The 15465-nt window shown below is 73.3% G+C and carries 12 protein-coding genes; 4 read left to right on the forward strand and 8 right to left on the reverse strand.

Going from position 1 to position 15465, the window contains the following annotated elements; genetic code table 11:
• Positions 1 to 28: 28 nt before the first annotated feature.
• Positions 29 to 1702, reverse strand: coding sequence for a PHP domain-containing protein (locus tag ACFV8T_RS02150; protein ID WP_385323451.1), 1674 nt, complete (start codon positions 1700 to 1702; stop codon positions 29 to 31).
• Positions 1703 to 1975: 273 nt separating this feature from the next.
• On the opposite strand from ACFV8T_RS02150, the gene ACFV8T_RS02155 reads away from it, so the two are divergent.
• From ACFV8T_RS02155 to ACFV8T_RS02170, 4 genes are all read left to right on the forward strand, one after another.
• Positions 1976 to 4063, forward strand: coding sequence for a SpoIIE family protein phosphatase (locus tag ACFV8T_RS02155; protein WP_385323453.1), 2088 nt, complete (start codon positions 1976 to 1978; stop codon positions 4061 to 4063).
• 91 nt (positions 4064 to 4154) lie between these two features.
• Positions 4155 to 4766: a TetR/AcrR family transcriptional regulator gene (locus ACFV8T_RS02160; protein WP_385323455.1), complete on the forward strand. Its 612-nt coding sequence runs from the start codon at positions 4155 to 4157 to the stop codon at positions 4764 to 4766.
• A 72-nt stretch (positions 4767 to 4838) separates the two neighbouring features.
• On the forward strand, positions 4839 to 6542 hold the full coding sequence (locus ACFV8T_RS02165; protein ID WP_385323456.1) for an acyl-CoA dehydrogenase family protein: 1704 nt from the start codon (positions 4839 to 4841) through the stop codon (positions 6540 to 6542).
• Between the two features lie 121 nt (positions 6543 to 6663).
• Positions 6664 to 7515, forward strand: coding sequence for a hypothetical protein (locus ACFV8T_RS02170; RefSeq protein ID WP_385323458.1), 852 nt, complete (start codon positions 6664 to 6666; stop codon positions 7513 to 7515).
• 9 nt (positions 7516 to 7524) lie between these two features.
• Here the strand turns inward: ACFV8T_RS02170 and ACFV8T_RS02175 are convergent, their stop codons facing one another.
• From ACFV8T_RS02175 to ACFV8T_RS02205, 7 genes are all read right to left on the reverse strand, one after another.
• Positions 7525 to 8154, reverse strand: a complete 630-nt coding sequence (locus ACFV8T_RS02175; protein WP_385323460.1) for a DUF6629 family protein — start codon at positions 8152 to 8154, stop codon at positions 7525 to 7527.
• A gap of 70 nt (positions 8155 to 8224) precedes the next feature.
• Positions 8225 to 8881, reverse strand: coding sequence for an SRPBCC family protein (locus ACFV8T_RS02180; protein ID WP_385323462.1), 657 nt, complete (start codon positions 8879 to 8881; stop codon positions 8225 to 8227).
• A gap of 62 nt (positions 8882 to 8943) precedes the next feature.
• Positions 8944 to 10056: an XdhC family protein gene (locus tag ACFV8T_RS02185; protein ID WP_385323463.1), complete on the reverse strand. Its 1113-nt coding sequence runs from the start codon at positions 10054 to 10056 to the stop codon at positions 8944 to 8946.
• Positions 10049 to 11647, reverse strand: a complete 1599-nt coding sequence (locus ACFV8T_RS02190) for a VWA domain-containing protein (protein WP_385323465.1) — start codon at positions 11645 to 11647, stop codon at positions 10049 to 10051. Before ACFV8T_RS02190 ends, ACFV8T_RS02185 begins: the two co-directional genes overlap by 8 nt.
• A gap of 3 nt (positions 11648 to 11650) precedes the next feature.
• Positions 11651 to 12514, reverse strand: a complete 864-nt coding sequence (locus ACFV8T_RS02195) for an FAD binding domain-containing protein (protein WP_385323467.1) — start codon at positions 12512 to 12514, stop codon at positions 11651 to 11653.
• On the reverse strand, positions 12511 to 14898 hold the full coding sequence (locus ACFV8T_RS02200) for a xanthine dehydrogenase family protein molybdopterin-binding subunit (RefSeq protein WP_385323469.1): 2388 nt from the start codon (positions 14896 to 14898) through the stop codon (positions 12511 to 12513). The genes ACFV8T_RS02195 and ACFV8T_RS02200 overlap by 4 nt, the downstream gene beginning before the upstream one ends.
• Complete coding sequence (locus ACFV8T_RS02205) at positions 14895 to 15455, reverse strand: (2Fe-2S)-binding protein (RefSeq protein WP_385323470.1); 561 nt, start codon at positions 15453 to 15455, stop codon at positions 14895 to 14897. The genes ACFV8T_RS02200 and ACFV8T_RS02205 overlap by 4 nt, the downstream gene beginning before the upstream one ends.
• Between the last annotated feature and the right edge of the window lie 10 nt (positions 15456 to 15465).

Raw genomic sequence — 15465 nt, forward strand, 5'->3', positions numbered from 1 at the left:
TCGGGCCCCCCCCGGCCGTGCGGCGGGCTCAGCGGACGACGTCCACGAAGACCGGGTTGGTGTAGCACCAGGTGTCCAGCCACGGGTTGCCCCGGCCCGGCTCGTGCGGCAGCGGGCCGTGCGGGTCGATCGCCGCGCCGAGGAACCCCTTGCCGTGGCGCTTGCCGTCGCTGCCGCGCAGCCGCAGGTAGAACGGCTCGTCCGCGCGGCCGACCGGGATGCGCAGGGTGTACGTGCCGCGGCGGCCCGAGACATCGGCGGTGTGGGCGAGCCGGGTGTCGGGGGCACGCCAGTCGTCACGGTCGGCGGCCGGTCCGCGGACCGCGCCGCGGATGACGTCGACGTGCTCCAGACGCGGCAGCACACCGTAGGGGTTGCGGCGGGACGCGGCGGTCACCGTGACGGTGAGGGTGAGCCGCTCGCCGCGCCGGGCGCGCAGCCGGCCGCCGAGCGTGGCGCTGTTGCCGTGCTCGCCGCGCACCTTGACGTCGATGCCGTCGACGAGATGGCCGTGGTCGACCCAGACCCGGCCGGCCCGCAGCCCCTCCATCACGTTCCGGTAGCCGTACCGGGTGACGCCGACGTGCGTACGGCTGAACTGGCCGGGCCAGAAGTCGCCGCCGGGCTGCGGTTCGGTGGTGTTGTACGGGTCGGGGAGGTGGCCGGTGTTGTCGAAGTCCCGGCCGGGCGGCCAGTCGCCGTTGACCCAGGTGTCCTGGGCCACGCGGTGGACGTCGGAGTTGGAGGTGATCGTGAAGAGCTTGCCCTCCGCCAGCATGGCGTCCCACAGGCCACCGACGGTCGCGGTGGCCCAGTCGAATCCGCCGTAGGTGACGTAGGCCTCGCGCGGGTAGCCGGGCCAGGAGTCGGCGGACGGTGAGTTGGTGTACTCGCCGCGGATGTTGGTGTCCGGGTGCCAGCCCGGGATCGCACCGGCCTGGGCGCCGGGCGCGCCCTCCATGCCGATCATGATCTCGGGGGCGGCGTCGCGCCAGCCGCGCATCTCGTGCGGGGAGTCGATGCCGAGGCGCATGGGGTGGTTGGCGAGGACGAGCACGTCGTCGACGTACCGGGTGCGGCGCTGTTCGGCCAGCCACTTGAGAGCCTTGAGCGCGTGCGCCTCGTTGCGCGGGGTGTCGGGGTGCGTCGGGGCGCCGGCCGTGTAGCCGAGCAGCTTGCCGTCGAAGGCCTCCTCGAAGCGGGTGAGGAGGTCGACCTCGTGCCGTCCGGGCGGCGAGAAGACGGTGCAGTGCTCGGCTCCGGGGATGTACCACTCCAGCCCCTGGAAGATCAGCATGCGCTTGTTGTCGGCTCGGGCCTTCAGGATCTCCCGGTGCTCCTGCGCGGCGCCGAACTCGGCGTGGCCGATGTTGCTGTGCTCGGTGAAGACCATCCAGTCGAGGCCGAACTTCTGTCCTGCCGAAGCGAGTTGGGAGAAGGTGTACTTGGCGTCGTGGCTGTACACGGAGTGGTTGTGATGGTCACCGACCAGATAGACCAGGTCCGGGGCGTGTCCGTGACCGTGCCCGTGGGACCGGCCTCCCCGGCTGTCGGCCAGGGCGGGCAGCGGCAGCGAGGCGGCGGCGAAGGCCGCGCCGAACAGACCGGCGCGGCGCATCAGCCCTCGGCGGCTGAGGCCCTGGGGGTCGAGCGACTCCGCGGGAACCTGGGGGTCGGCCCATTCGGGCACGGGGTGGGACATGACGCGTCGTTCTCCTTCGTGCGGGGCGGCGGCGGTCCGGGGCCGGACCGCGGGGCCGCCACCAGGAGGATTTCTTCATTCCGGAACCACCCGGTGAACCCGGGACGAAATGCGGGAGTCGCGCCCGCGGCACGCCGGTGCGGTCGCGCGCACCGGCCGGACGGCGCTCCCCCGTCCGCCGCTCCCCGGGTGGCGGAGTCCGCGCGGTGCGCCGACGCTTGTCCCTAACCTGCCGATCCGGGCGGGCGGGCGGAGCCTGATGGGGGTGAATCCGTGTCGGACGCCGGTGCACCGGTCCCCGAGCCGGCAGGGGCCGACGGTATGGCGGCGGCGATCCTGCACACCCTGTTCGCCCAGTCCGCCGTCGGACTGCATGTACTGGACACGCGGTTGCGGGTGATACGGGCGAACGTCCTGTCCGACAGCGTGCCCGCCGAGCGCCTCGCGGGGCAGTACTTCACCGCCGCGTACCGGCTGGAGAGGCCGCACGAGGCGGAGCGGGTGCTGCGCGGAGTGCTGGAGAGCGGTGTGGCCGTGCGCGACCTCGTGGTCCGCGGCCGGCTCATGGACATGCCCGGCCCCGATCGCAGCCTCAAGGTGTCCGTCCACCGGCTGGACGACGCCCGGGGGCGGACGCTCGGGCTGCTGGCCACGGTCGTCGATGTGGACGAGGAGGAGAAGGCACGCACCCGGGCGGCGTGTCTGACCGCGGTGCGCACCCGGGTGGGCAGGTCGCTCGATGTGGCGGCCACCTGCGAGGGGCTCGTCGAATCCGTGGTGCCGGTGTTCGCCGACTTCGCCGTCGTCGAGGTGGTGGACGAGGTCCTGCGGGGATCGGACCCGCCGATGGGGCCGCTGGGACACGATGTCCCGTTGCGCCGCGCGGCCCTCCGGGGGCTCGGTGCCGACGGTCACCGGGACGGCCTCGTCGGCGAGATGCGCCGGCTGCCCGCCCGTACGCCCTACGCCCTGGCCGTTTCGGACCTGCGGCCCCGGCTGGTCCGGATCACCGCTCGGACGCCCTGGCTGGAGGCAGCCCCCGCCAGCACGCGGCTGATCGAGGCGATCGGGGCCCACTCCATGATCGTGGTCCCGCTGAAACTGCACGGCGCGGTCCTCGGCCTGGTGAGTCTCTACCGATGCCGGGAGTCGGAGCCCTTCGAGGAGAACGATCTCCCGCTGACGCTGACGTCCGCCGCCCATGTCGCCCTCAGCATCGACAACGCGCGGCAGTACGAGCGCGACCATGTGATCGCTTCGACGGTCCAGCGCCGGCTCCTTCCGCAGCACGACAGCGACCACGTCGCCGTGGAGACCGCCCATGTCCTGCTGCCCGGACGCAACAGCGGCTCCTGGTTCGACACCATCGGCCTCTCCGGCGCCCGCACCGCCCTGATCGTCGGTGCCGTCGAGGGGCCGGGGCTCCAGACGGCCATCACCATGGGCCAGTTGCGGACCGCCATCCACGCGCTGGCCGGACTCGACCTGGAACCCGACGACGTGCTCGCCCGGCTGGCCGACACCGCCGACCGCCTCGCCGGGGAACGGGCGGCGCTGCCGCCGGGGGACCGGCTGCTCGGGCAGTCCCGGTCGGCGACCTGCATGTACGCCGTCCACGACCCGTTCGCCGGCACCTGCACCATCGCGCGGGCGGGGGACGCGACACCGGGCCTCGTCGCCCCCGACGGCACCACGAAGCCCCTGGACGTGCCCGAGGGTCCCCGGCTCTTCTCCGGCGACAGCGCCCCCTTCGCCACGGCCACCTTCGCACTCGACGAAGGCAGTGTTCTGGCGTTCTTCTCCGGCACCCCCATGCCCGAGGGCCGGCAGTCGGCGGGCCTGCGCGAGGCCTTCGCGGACCCCGGCCGCAGCCTGCAGGACCTGTGCGACGACGTGGTCTACCACCTTCCGGCCGACGCACACCCCGGGGGCGCCGCCCTGCTCCTCGCCCGGACCGGTGTGGTCCCGCCGGACCGGGTCGCGGTCTGGGAGCTGCTCCAGGACCGGACCACGCCGGGCACGGCCCGCACGCTCGTGCGCGACCGGCTCGACGGCTGGCACCTCGACGAGGAGACGATCGAGGCGACCGAACTCATCGTGAGCGAGCTCGTCACCAACGCGGTCCGCTACGGCACCCCTCCCCTGCGGCTGCGGCTGATCCTGGACCGCACGCTCACCTGCGAAGTGCACGACAGCAGCCCGGTCTCACCCCATCTGCGCCATGCCCGCACGGTCGACGAGGGCGGACGCGGACTGTTCATCGTCTCCCAGCTCGCCACCCACTGGGGCACCCGCTACAGCGCCGACGGCAAGACCCTGTGGACCGAGCAGGAGCTCGGGCCCGCCACGGACGATTCCTGACCGGGGCCGGACGCTTCCGTGACGGGCCATTGCACCCGGAGAACAACAGTGGTTGGCTGGACAACAGAAGATATGAATCGGGGTTCAGACCATGGCCTACCGACCCACCGCCCGCACGGAAGCGACCCGGATCGCCCACCGTGAACGCCTGCTCGACGCGGCACGGCAGCTGCTCGCCGAGGGTGGGTACCCGGCGGCCAGCATCTCCGCGCTCGCCCGGCGGGCCGGCGTCGCCACCGGCAGCGTGTACAACCACTTCGCCTCCAAGCAGGAGCTGCTCGCCGCGGTCTTCCGGCATGTCGCGGGCCATGAGCTCAGCGCGGTACGGGAGGCGGTGCAGGCGCACAGCGGCGTCACCGAGCAGCTGCGCGCGCTCGTCGAGGTCTTCTCGTACCGCGCGCTGCGCAGTCCCCGTACGGCCTGGGCGCTGCTGGCCGAACCGGTCGATCCGCTCGTCGAGGAGGAGCGGCTCACCTACCGGCGCGGCTACCACATCCTCGCCGAGACGGTCATCGTCGCCGGTATCTCCGCAGGTGAACTGCCCTCGCAGAACGCCCAGTTGTCGGCCGCCGCCGTGATCGGTGCGGTCGGCGAGGCACTGCTCGGGCCGCTCTCCCCGGTCGGTGCGCGGACCGACCCGGAACCGGTCGTGGAGAGCATCACCGCGCTGTGCCTCAGAGCGGTCGGCGCCCAAGGCGCCTGAACCCGAGCCGCCCGTCCCGCCCCGCCGCTTCCCCCGCCCCCCGACCGCCGACCCAGGACAGGACCACCCGCCATGACCGTCACCCAGCACCGGACCGGCCTGCCGCCCGCAGCCCCCGCGCCGCACCCCACCCACGAGGTCACCAACCAGGCACCGCCCCGGAAGGACCTCGACGAGTACGGCACCAACCTGCCGCTCGCCGAGGCCGTCCGCACCTTCGGCGCGGCCTGGCACGAACCGGAGCTGCACGAGATCGGCACCCTGGTCGGCGCGGAGCACTTCCAGACCTCCGCGGAGCTCGCCCACAACTCGCCGCCCGTCCTGCGCACCCACGACCGGTACGGCAACCGCGTCGACGAGATCGACTTCCACCCCGCGTACCACGAGATCATCGGCAGGGCCGTGCACCACGGCACGCACACCGCGGGCTGGGCCGACCCGAAGCCCGGAGCGGCGGTGGCGCGGGCGGCGTCGTTCATGCTGTTCGCCCAGATCGAGCCCGGCCACGCCTGCCCGATGTCCATGTCGCATGCCGTGGTCCCGGTCCTGCAGCGCGATCCGGAGGTGGGCCGGGACTGGCTGCCGGGGCTGCTCAGCCGCGCCTACGACCCCCGGTCGATCGCCCCGGGCGAGAAGTCCGGGCTCACCTTCGGCATGGGGATGACGGAGAAGCAGGGCGGCTCCGACGTGCGCGCCAACACCACGCGGGCCGTCCCGCTGGGCTCCGACCCCGACGGCAGGGCCCATCTGCTGACCGGCCACAAGTGGTTCTTCTCCGCCCCGCAGTCGGACGCCTTCCTGGTGCTGGCCCAGGCCGAGGCCGGACTCACCTGCTTCCTCGTGCCGCGGGTACTGGCCGACGGCACCCGCAACACCGTCCGCATCCAGCGGCTGAAGAACAAGCTCGGCAACAAGTCGAACGCCTCCTCCGAGGTGGAGTTCGACGGCACCTGGGCGGTACGGGTCGGCGAGCCCGGCCGCGGTGTCCCGACCATCATCGAGATGGTCAACCACACCCGGCTCGACTGTGTGCTCGGTACCACCGCGGGCATGCGCCAGTCGGTGTCGGAGGCGATCTGGCACGCCCGGCACCGCAGCGCCTTCGGTGCCCGGCTGGCCGACCAGCCGGCCATGACGGCGGTCCTCGCCGACCTGGCGCTGGAGACGGAGGCCGCGACCTGGACCTCGCTGCGCCTGGCCCACGCGTACGAGAGCGGCGGCGGCGAGTCCGAGGAGATGTTCCGCCGGCTGGCCACCGCGGTGTCCAAGTACTGGATCTGCAAGCGCGGCCCGCACCACGCCTACGAGGCGCTGGAGTGCCTGGGCGGCAACGGCTACACCGAGGACTGGCCGCTGGCCCGGCGCTACCGCGAGCAGCCGGTGATGGCGGTGTGGGAGGGGTCCGGCAACGTCATCGCCCTCGATGTGCTGCGGGGCATCGGAAGAACACCGCAGTCGCTGGACGCCTTCTGGGCCGAGCTGGAAACCACGGCCGGTGCCAGTTCCGTGCTGGACGCACACGTCCGCCGGGTGCGCCAGGAGCTCGCCGAGGACCTGCGCGACCCGCTGGCGGCGCAGACCCGCGCCCGAGCGTCGGTCGAGGGCATGGCGCTGGCCCTGCAGGCCTCGCTGATGCTCCGTCACGCTCCCGCGGCGGCGGCCGGGGCGTTCGTGGCCGCCCGGCTCGGCGAGGCCCGTGGCCACCAGTACGGCATCCTGCCGCGCGGCACCGATGCCGCGGCGATCGTGGAGCGGCACTTCGGCACCGGCGGCTGAGCCGTCACCACCTCCGCTCCCCCGGCGCGTGTGCCAGGCGGGCGGGCTCGGGCCGTGCGGCGGCTCCCGCCCGCCCGTCGTCGCCGGGCGTGGCCGGCCCGTCGCGCGTTAGGTTGGCTCCATGGAGTCGAGACCCCGCACCCTGTGGCTGCGTACCGAGCCCCTCCACGCAGTGATCTACTTCGACGAGGAGTGCCGGGGCATCGGGAAGTCCGTCGGCCTCAAGGGCTTCTGGATGGGGTACTTCGCCACCCGTACGGCCCCCATGGGGCGGATCCGCCCCGAGGCCGCCACCGCCGCGCTGGGCGTCTTCGCACCCGGCATGGTGGCCCGTGCGCTGCCCGACGCGTGGCGGGTCGTCACCCCCGAGAAGCTCATCGATCTGCGCGCCCGGCTCGCCGCCCGTGCGCTGCGCCGCCTGGTCCCCGGAGTCGACTCCCTCGCCGGCCGGCTCGTCCCGCCGCTCGCCGCGATGGTGGCGGCCGCCTCGCCGCTCGCCCGACCGCTGTTCGCCGCGAACCGCCCGCTGTGCGACCGCACCGATCCGGTGGAGAGCCTGTGGCAACTCACCACCACGCTGCGGGAGTTCCGGGGCGATGCGCACATCGCCGCGCTCGCCGACCACGGTCTCGACGCGCCCGAGGCGCTCGTGCTCGCCGCTGCCACGGACCGCGTCCCGCGCGAGGGCATCCGGCTCGACCGCGGCTGGAGCGAGGCAAAGTGGGCGGACGCCGAGGAACGGCTTCGCTCCCGCGGCCTGATCGACGCGGAGTCGGATGCCACGCCACGCGGTCACCGGGAACGGGAGCTCGTCGAGGAGACCACCGACCGGCTGGCCGCCCGGCTGCTGTGCCCCCTCGCCGAGAGCGCGGCGGACGAACTGCTCGCCGCCCTGGAGCTGCCGACCCGGCAGGTGCTGGGGGCGAAGCTGCTGCCGTTCCCCAATCCGATCGGCCTGCCCCGGCCGGTCTAGGCCCAGTCGTCAAACTGCCGTCCGGTCGCTCGCAGGGTCCGGGCGGGGCCGGCACAGCAGGATCAGCGAGCACACCGCCGCGAAGGCGCACCAGGTCGAGACGGACTCCAGACGCCACAGCGCCGCGCAGAGGGCGGCCCCGACGGCAACCAGCACCCCGAGCCGCCCCAGCGACCGGTCCCCCGACAGGAGCAGGGCGCCGACCGTGGCCAGGAGATATCCGGCGACGAGCAGTCCGGAGCGGGGCAGGCCGAGCGCGTAGCCGAGGGTGTGCCCGCGGATCTCGGCGGTCACCGGACGGGTCGCCAGGCAGTACCCGAGCGGAACGGCGGTCGCGATTCCGGCCGCGACCGGGACCAGCAGGCGGCGCCGGGCGCCGGGCGGCGCGGCCCACAGCACGCCGAGCGGGACCCACAACGGCAGCAGCGGCAATGCGATGACGGCCCAGGCGAGGGTGGCGGGGCCGGTGCCGCCGCCCGAGCGCCAGATCACGGACTCGATGATCTGGTGGGCGCCGAGCAGCAGCGGCAACGCCGCGAGCGGCAGATCACGCACCCGGCGCACTCTCGCGACGCACGCCACGCCGATGGCGGCGATGCCCGTGCCGGCGACGAGGTCGGCGGTCGCACTCCAGCACATGGTGTCCTCCGCGGCCCCGGCAGCACCGGATCGGTGACTTCAGCGCGCAACGCTACGGCTCCGGCGGCGGTCACCCGGTGTGACACGTGCGGCACGCGCCGCCGCAGCGGCAGCGGCAGCAGCGCCGGGCGAGCAGCACGGCGAGTGCGGCCACGGCCACCGTCCCCGCGGCGCGCCTGGCCGCCGGTCCGCCCGCCGTGCGCAGCAGATCGACCGGCTCGGCCCCGCCCGTCGGTGAGGTGTCCGCCGCGTCGTCGGCGGGCTGTGCCGATGCGGACGGTTGCGCGGCCGAGAGCCGTTGCGCCAGGCAGTCGGCGAACCGGCCGACGAGTCCGTCGCTCACATCGCTCATGACCCCGCGGCCGAACTGGGCCGGCCGTCCGGTGACGGTGAGGTCGGTGGTCACCGAGACCGTCGTCCCGCCGTCGTGGCCGGTCAGTGCGGCGGTCACCGTCGCGCTCGCCGTGCCCTGGCCGCGTACTTCGCTGCCCCGGGCGGACAGAACCATGCGATGGGCCGCGTCGTCCTTCTCCAGGAAGGTCGCCGTGCCCCGGTACGTCACGGTGATCGGTCCCACCCGCACCTTCACGGAGCCCTTGACGGTGTCACCGTCGAACTCCTCCACGGTCGCGCCCGGCATGCACTGCGAGACGTGTTCGATGTCGAGCAGTGCCCGCCAGGCCTCGTCGACCGGGACCGGCACGGTGAATGTGTTCTGCAGCTGCATGGTCCGCTCCTCTCACGAATCACAGCGGTCACGAAGACCGCGGGGTCATGGGGCCGGCGCGGTCACCCGGATCCGGGCCGCGGGCGGTGGATCGCCCCGGCCGTCTCCGTGAGCGGGCTGCCCGTGCCGCCCCAGCGCAGGGCCACGATCTCCGCGGCGATCGAGACGGCCACCTCCTCGGGGGTGCGCGCCCCGAGGTCGAGGCCGATGGGGGATCGCAGCCGCGCCAGTTCCGCTTCGCCGAGCCCCGTCTCGCGCAGCCGGGCCATGCGGTCCTCGTGGGTCCGGCGGCTGCCCATCACACCGATGTACGCGGCCGGGGTGCGCAGTGCCACCTCCAGCAGCGGGACATCGAACTTGGGGTCGTGGGTGAGTACGCACATCACGGTCCGCCCGTCGGTCTCCGTGTCGCGCAGATACCGGTGCGGCCAGTCGACGACGACCTCCGCGCCGTCGGGGAAGCGGCGCGGGTCGGCGAAGGCGGGGCGGGCGTCGCAGACGGTGACCCGGTATCCGAGGAACGCGCCGATCCCGGCCACCGCCGCCGCGAAGTCGATCGCGCCGAAGACCAGCATCCGGGGCGGCGGGGCGAACGACTGGAGGAAGACGGCGACGTCGTCCTCGCGCCGTTCGCCGTTCGGGCCGTAGTGCCGCAGCCCCGTTGCCCCCCGGGCGAGTTCCCCGCGTGCGTCGGCACTCACCGCGGCGTCGAGGCCGCTCGCGCCCAGGGACCCCGAGACGGTGTCCGGCCGGACCACGAGGGCGGCGCCGCGCGGGGCGGGTCCGTCGGTCACGGTGGCGACCACCACCGGGCGGTGCCCGGCGACCGATGCGGCGACCTCGCCGAAGGCGGGGTCGCTCGCCGACGTCACCGGGCGCACCAGGAGGGTGATCTCACCACCGCAGGTGAGTCCGACGGCGAAGGCGTCCTCGTCGCTGTATCCAAAGGTCTCCAGCCGGGCCCGCCCGGTCTCCACGACTTCCTTGGCCAGTTCGAAGACCGCGCCCTCGACACAGCCCCCGGAGACGCTGCCCACGACCTCGTCGTCCGGGCCCACGGCCATCGCCGCGCCGGGGCCGCGCGGCGCGCTGCGAGTGACCGCGACGACGGTGGCGAGCCCGAACGGCTCCCCGGCGGCGTACCAGCGGCCGAGCACCGGCAGGATCTCACGCATCGGAAGCCACCCCCCGCACCACCGCGGCCAGATGTTCCAGGGCCGCCGAACTGTGCCCTTCGACGAACGCGTCCACGTGCGGCAGTGCCGCCGCCATGCCCGCCGCGAGCGGTACGTAACCGGGTTGCGCCTTGCGGGGGTTGGCCCAGACCACGCGATGCGCCAGCCGGTGCAGCCGGCGCATCCGGGCGGCGGGCAGTGCGGGGTCCGCGCGCTCCCAGCCGTCGGAGAGGACGACCACCACCGCTCCCCGTGCGCAGGAGCGCTGCCCCCAGCGGTCGAGGTAGGTGCGCAGCGTCTCCGCGGAGCTTGCCGGGGCCGCCGTGGGCGGTGTCCGGTCGTCGTTCGTCCCGTCCGGGCCGCACGGCATGCCGGACCCGGTGGCCACCGCGCGCGGCTGCGGCTTCGGACGGGTCGCGGGCCGGGTCGGGGGGCGGGGTCGTGGGTCCCGGTCGAAGCAGGCGGCGAATACGCGGTCGTACCGTTCCAGGTCGTCCTGGCTGCCGCACAGGGTGAGCCGGCCCGCCCCGTACACGTCGGAGCGCCGTGCGGGGTTCAGCAGGTCGAGCGCGCCCAGGAACATCTGGGTGCGGTCGGGGCCGGTGGCCACACCGGCCGCGCGCAGTGCCCGGGTGAGTCCCACGGCGACGGCGGTCGCATCGATGGCGGGTGCGGTGGGCACGGGTCGCACCCCCCTCGCCGCGAGGACCGCGGACAGGCCGAGGCAGCGGGCGCGTTCCGCGTCCTCACGGTGTTTCAGTACCGAGCCGAGTGTGGCGAAGGCCGGTGCGGCTTCCAGCTCGGTGGCGCCGAGCGCGTCCAGGGCCTCGGCCCAGTCGATGGTCCCGTCCACTCCGGGCGGCTTGAGCAGGTTCTCGGTCCGCAACCGCTGTACGACCGCGGTGACTTGTGCGGCGAGCCGGGCGGAAACCTGGGGCTGTCGTCCGCGGACGATCGTGAGCTCGCGGTCGAAGCCCGGGTGGTAGAACCAGTGGCAGAGGCAGCGCCGTTTCAGCGCGTCGTGGACCTCCCCGGTCCGGTTGGAGGTCAGGACGACCACGGGCGTCGACTGGGCACGCAGGGTGCCCGGTTCGGGGACGGTGACCGTGTATTCGGAGAGGAGTTCCAGCAGGAACGCCTCGAACTCGTCGTCCGCCCGGTCGACTTCGTCGACGAGCAGGACGGATGGCCGGGTCTCCACCGCCTGGAGCAAGGGGTGTGCGATGAGGAAGCGTCTGCTGTACAGCTCGCTCTCCAGCCGGTCGGCCTCGGTGATCCCGGCGGCTTCGGCGGCCCGCAGATGGAGCAGCCGGCGCGGAAGGTCCCAGTCGTGCAGGGCCTGGGAGGCGTCGATGCCCTCGTAGCACTGGAGGCGGATCAGAGGTGCGCCGAGAACATCCGCGAGGGCCGTCCTGCCCACGCCCGCGTCGGCCTCGCAGAAGAGCGGCCGGTGCAGCCGGAGCGCCAGGAGGCAGGCGATGGCGAGCCCTTCGTCGACGAGGTAGCCCGTTCGCCCCAGGCGGGCGCGCAGCTCCGCCGGTCCGCCCTGCGGCCCGCCCGTTCCGTTCGCCCCGGCCGCCGGTCCGGTCACCTGTCACTCCGTCCCGGCCGCGGCCAGCACCGCGCGCCGGGTCAGCACCCGGGCGAGGTGTTCGCGGTACTCGGGCGTCGCCGACAGGTCGGAGGCGGGGCGGGTGCCCTCCGCCGCCGCGTCGGCGGCGTGTGCCACCGTGGCCGGGCCTGGCTTGGTACCGGCGAGCGCCTGCTCGGTGGCGCTCGCGCGCAGGGGCGTGGCGCCCATGTTGGTCAGGCCGATGCGGGCCTCGGCGATGTGGCCGTCGTCGCACCGTACGAGTGCCGCCATACCGACGACCGCCCAGCCCTGGGCGACCCGGCTGAACTTCTCGTAGTGGAAGCCCCAGGCGTCGGTCCTCGGCACCCGGATCTCCACCAGCAACTCGTCCGGTGCCAGGGACGTCTGCAGGTAGTCGACGAAGAACTCGCGGGCCGGGACGGTGCGCCTGCCCCGCAGCCCCACGGCCACCATCTCGCCGTCCAGGGCGAGCAGTACCGCCGGGAGGTCGCCGGCCGGGTCGGCGTGGCAGAGCGAGCCGCCGAGCGTCCCGCGGTGCCGTACGGCGGGGTCGGCGACGGTCCCGGTGGCGGCGGCCAGCAGCCCGGCGTGGCGGCGTACCAGGGGGTCGTGGATGACGTCGTGGTGGGTCGTCATGGCTCCGATGACGAGCGATCCGGTGGCGGTGTCCTCGCGGACGCCGCGCAGTTCCGGGATCCGGCCGAGGTCGACGAGGAGTTCGGGGAAGGCGAGGCGCAGGCGGAGGATGGGGATCAGGCTCTGTCCGCCCGCCAGGACCTTCGCCTCCTCGCCGCCGTCGTGCAGCGTGCGCACCGCATCGTCGAGGGTGTCGGGCCGTGCGTAGTCGAATGCGGCGGGAATCATGTCGTCGCCCCCTTCGCCCGTGCGTCCTTGACGGCCTGCCAGATGCGCAGCGGAGTGCACGGCATGGCCACGTCCCGCACACCGAGCGGCCGCAACGCGTCGACGACCGCGTTGACGACGGCCGGGGTGGAGGCGATGGTCCCGGCCTCGCCGACCCCCTTGACGCCGAGGGCGTTGGAGGTCGCCGGGGTCTCGGTGCGGTCGGTGACGAAGTCCGGCAGGTCCGGTGCGGCGGGCACCGGGTAGTCCGCCATCGTTCCGGAGACCAGGTTGCCCTCGGTGTCGTACACCGCCTCCTCGTACAGCGCCTGTGCGATGCCCTGGGCGAGGCCGCCGTGGATCTGGCCCTGGACGATCATCGGGTTGATCACCTTCCCGATGTCGTCGACGCAGACGTAGCTGCGGATGCGGGCCCGCCCGGTCTCGGTGTCGACCTCGATCGCGCACAGGTGTGTGCCGTGGGGGAACGAGAAGTTGTCCGGGTCGACCAGATGCCCGGCGTTGATCGTCGGTTCCATTCCGTCGGGCAGGTCGTGGGACGAGAACGTCGCGAAGGCCACGTCCTGGATGGTCTTCGTCGCCTCCGGTGATCCCTTCACCGAGAAGGTTCCGGCGGAGAAGTCCAGGTCCGCCTCGTTGGCCTCCAGCAGGTGCGCGGCGACTCTCCGGGCCTTGGCCACCACCTTCAGCGCGGCGTGGTGGACGGCCAGTCCGCCCACCACCAGTGACCGTGAACCGTAGGTGTCCATGCCCTGCGGGACCGCCCTGGTGTCGCCGTGCACCACCTCGATGTCCTCGAACGGCACCCCGAGCACGTCCGCGGCGATCTGGCTCCAGCAGGTGGCATGGCCCTGTCCGTGGGGGCTGGTCCCGGTGCTGACCTCGACCTTTCCGGTGGGCAGCATGCGGATGGTGGCGGCCTCCCAGCCCCCGGCGGCGTACCGCAGATCGCGCAGGACGCGGCTGGGCGCGAGGCCGCACATCTCGGTGAAGGCGGAGACGCCGATCCCGAGCCGCACCGGGTCGCCGCGCGCGTTGCGCTCACGCTGCTCGGCGCGCAGGTCGTCGTAGCCGAAGAGGGCGAGGGCCCGGTCGGTGGCCGCCTCGTAGTTGCCGCTGTCGTAGGTGAGTCCGGCGATGGACGTGTACGGGAACTCCTCGTGGCCGATCCAGTTGCGGCGGCGCAACTCAATGGGGTCCAGGCCGAGTTCGGCCGCGAGTTCGTCCATGGTCCGCTCGATCGCGAAGGTCGCCTCGGGGCGGCCGGCGCCGCGGTAGGCGTCGGTCGGCGTTCTGGTGGTGAAGACCCCGGTGCACCGGAAGGCGTACGCGTCCATCTTGTAGATCCCCGGGTACATGAACGCGCCGAGCAGCGGAATGCCGGGGGTGATCAGCATCAGGTAGGCGCCCATGTCGGCGAGCAGGTCGACACTCAGGCCGAGGATCCCGCCGTCCTTCGTCGCGGCGATCTCGATGTCCTGGATCTGGCCGCGGCCGTGGTGCGTGGCCAGATAACCCTCGGAGCGGGACTCGGTCCATTTGACGGGCCTGCCGAGCTTCCTGGCCAGGGCGAGGGCGACGGCCTCCTCCCCGTACACCTGGAGCTTGGAGCCGAAGCCGCCGCCGACGTCCGGGGCGATCACCCGCAGTCGCTGTTCGGGGATCCCGGTGACCATGGAGAGGATGACCCGGGCCACGTGCGGGACCTGGGTCGTGGAGTACAGGGTGTACTCGTTGGACGAGGTGGGCGGTGTGGCGACCACCGCTCTGGGCTCCATGGCGTTGGGGATGAGGCGCTGCTGGGTGTAGCGGCGGCGGAGCACGATGTCGGCGCGGGCCTTCTGCGCCGCGTAGTCCCCCGTGGCCAGCGGCCAGGTGTAGCAGCGGTTGGTGCCCTTGTCCGCGTGGACGAGCGGGGCGTCGTCGGCCAGCGCGGCTTCCAGACCGAGCACGGGCGGCAGGGGTGTGTAGTCGACCTCCACGGCCTCCAGCGCGTCCGCGGCGGCGTACCGGCCGCGGGCGACGACCAGGGCGACGGGTTCTCCGGCGTACCGCACCTCGTCGACGGCGACGGCGGGGTGGTCGGGCATGACGATGTCCTCGGTCACCGGCCATACGCACAGCATGGGGCCGAGTTCGCCGGCCAGGTCCCGGCCGGTGAGGGCGGCGATCACGCCCGGCCGTTCCAGCGCGCGCGACACGTCGACGCGGTCGATCCTGGCGTGGGCCATGGGGCTGCGCAGGATCGCCAGGTGCAGCAGGCCCGGCACCGTGATGTTGTCGGTCCAGGTGGTGCGGCCGGTGACGAGCCGGGCGTCCTCCTTGCGGGTCCGGGAGCGGCCGACCTCGGGGCGTGGCTTCCCGGCGGTGACCGGACCGGTCATGTCCGTGCCTCCTGCCGGGCGGTGACCGGGGCCGCGGGTCGTTGCCCGTCCGGCCGGCCGGCTTCCGTGGGCCGGGGCGTGGGGGCCCGGCGGCGGCGCTCCTCGGCGGCGGCGGCCAGGACGGCGCGCACGATGTTCTGGTAGCCGGTGCAGCGGCAGAGGTTGCCCTCCAGCCCGTGGCGGATCTCCTCGGGCGTGGGATCGGGGTTCTCCTTGAGCAGGTCACGGGCCGCCATGATCATGCCGGGCGTGCAGTAGCCGCACTGCAGCGCGTGCTGTTCGTGGAACGCGGTCTGCAGCGGTGTCCACCCGCCGTCGGAAGCGAGTCCCTGGACGGTCGTCACCTCCCCGCCGTCGGCCTGTACGGCCAGCACGGAGCAGCTCTTGACGCTGTCGCCGTCGAGTTCGACGGTGCATGCCCCGCAGTTGCTGGTGTCGCAGCCGACCGGGGTGCCGGTGAGGCCCAGGTGGTCCCTGAGGTAGTGGACCAGCAGCAGTCGGGGCTCGACCTCGTCCTCGTACCGTGTGCCGTCCACCGTCATCGATATGCGGGTCATCTGCGCTCCC

This window comes from Streptomyces sp. NPDC059832 (genome assembly GCF_042731715.1).
Lineage (GTDB): Bacteria > Actinomycetota > Actinomycetes > Streptomycetales > Streptomycetaceae > Streptomyces.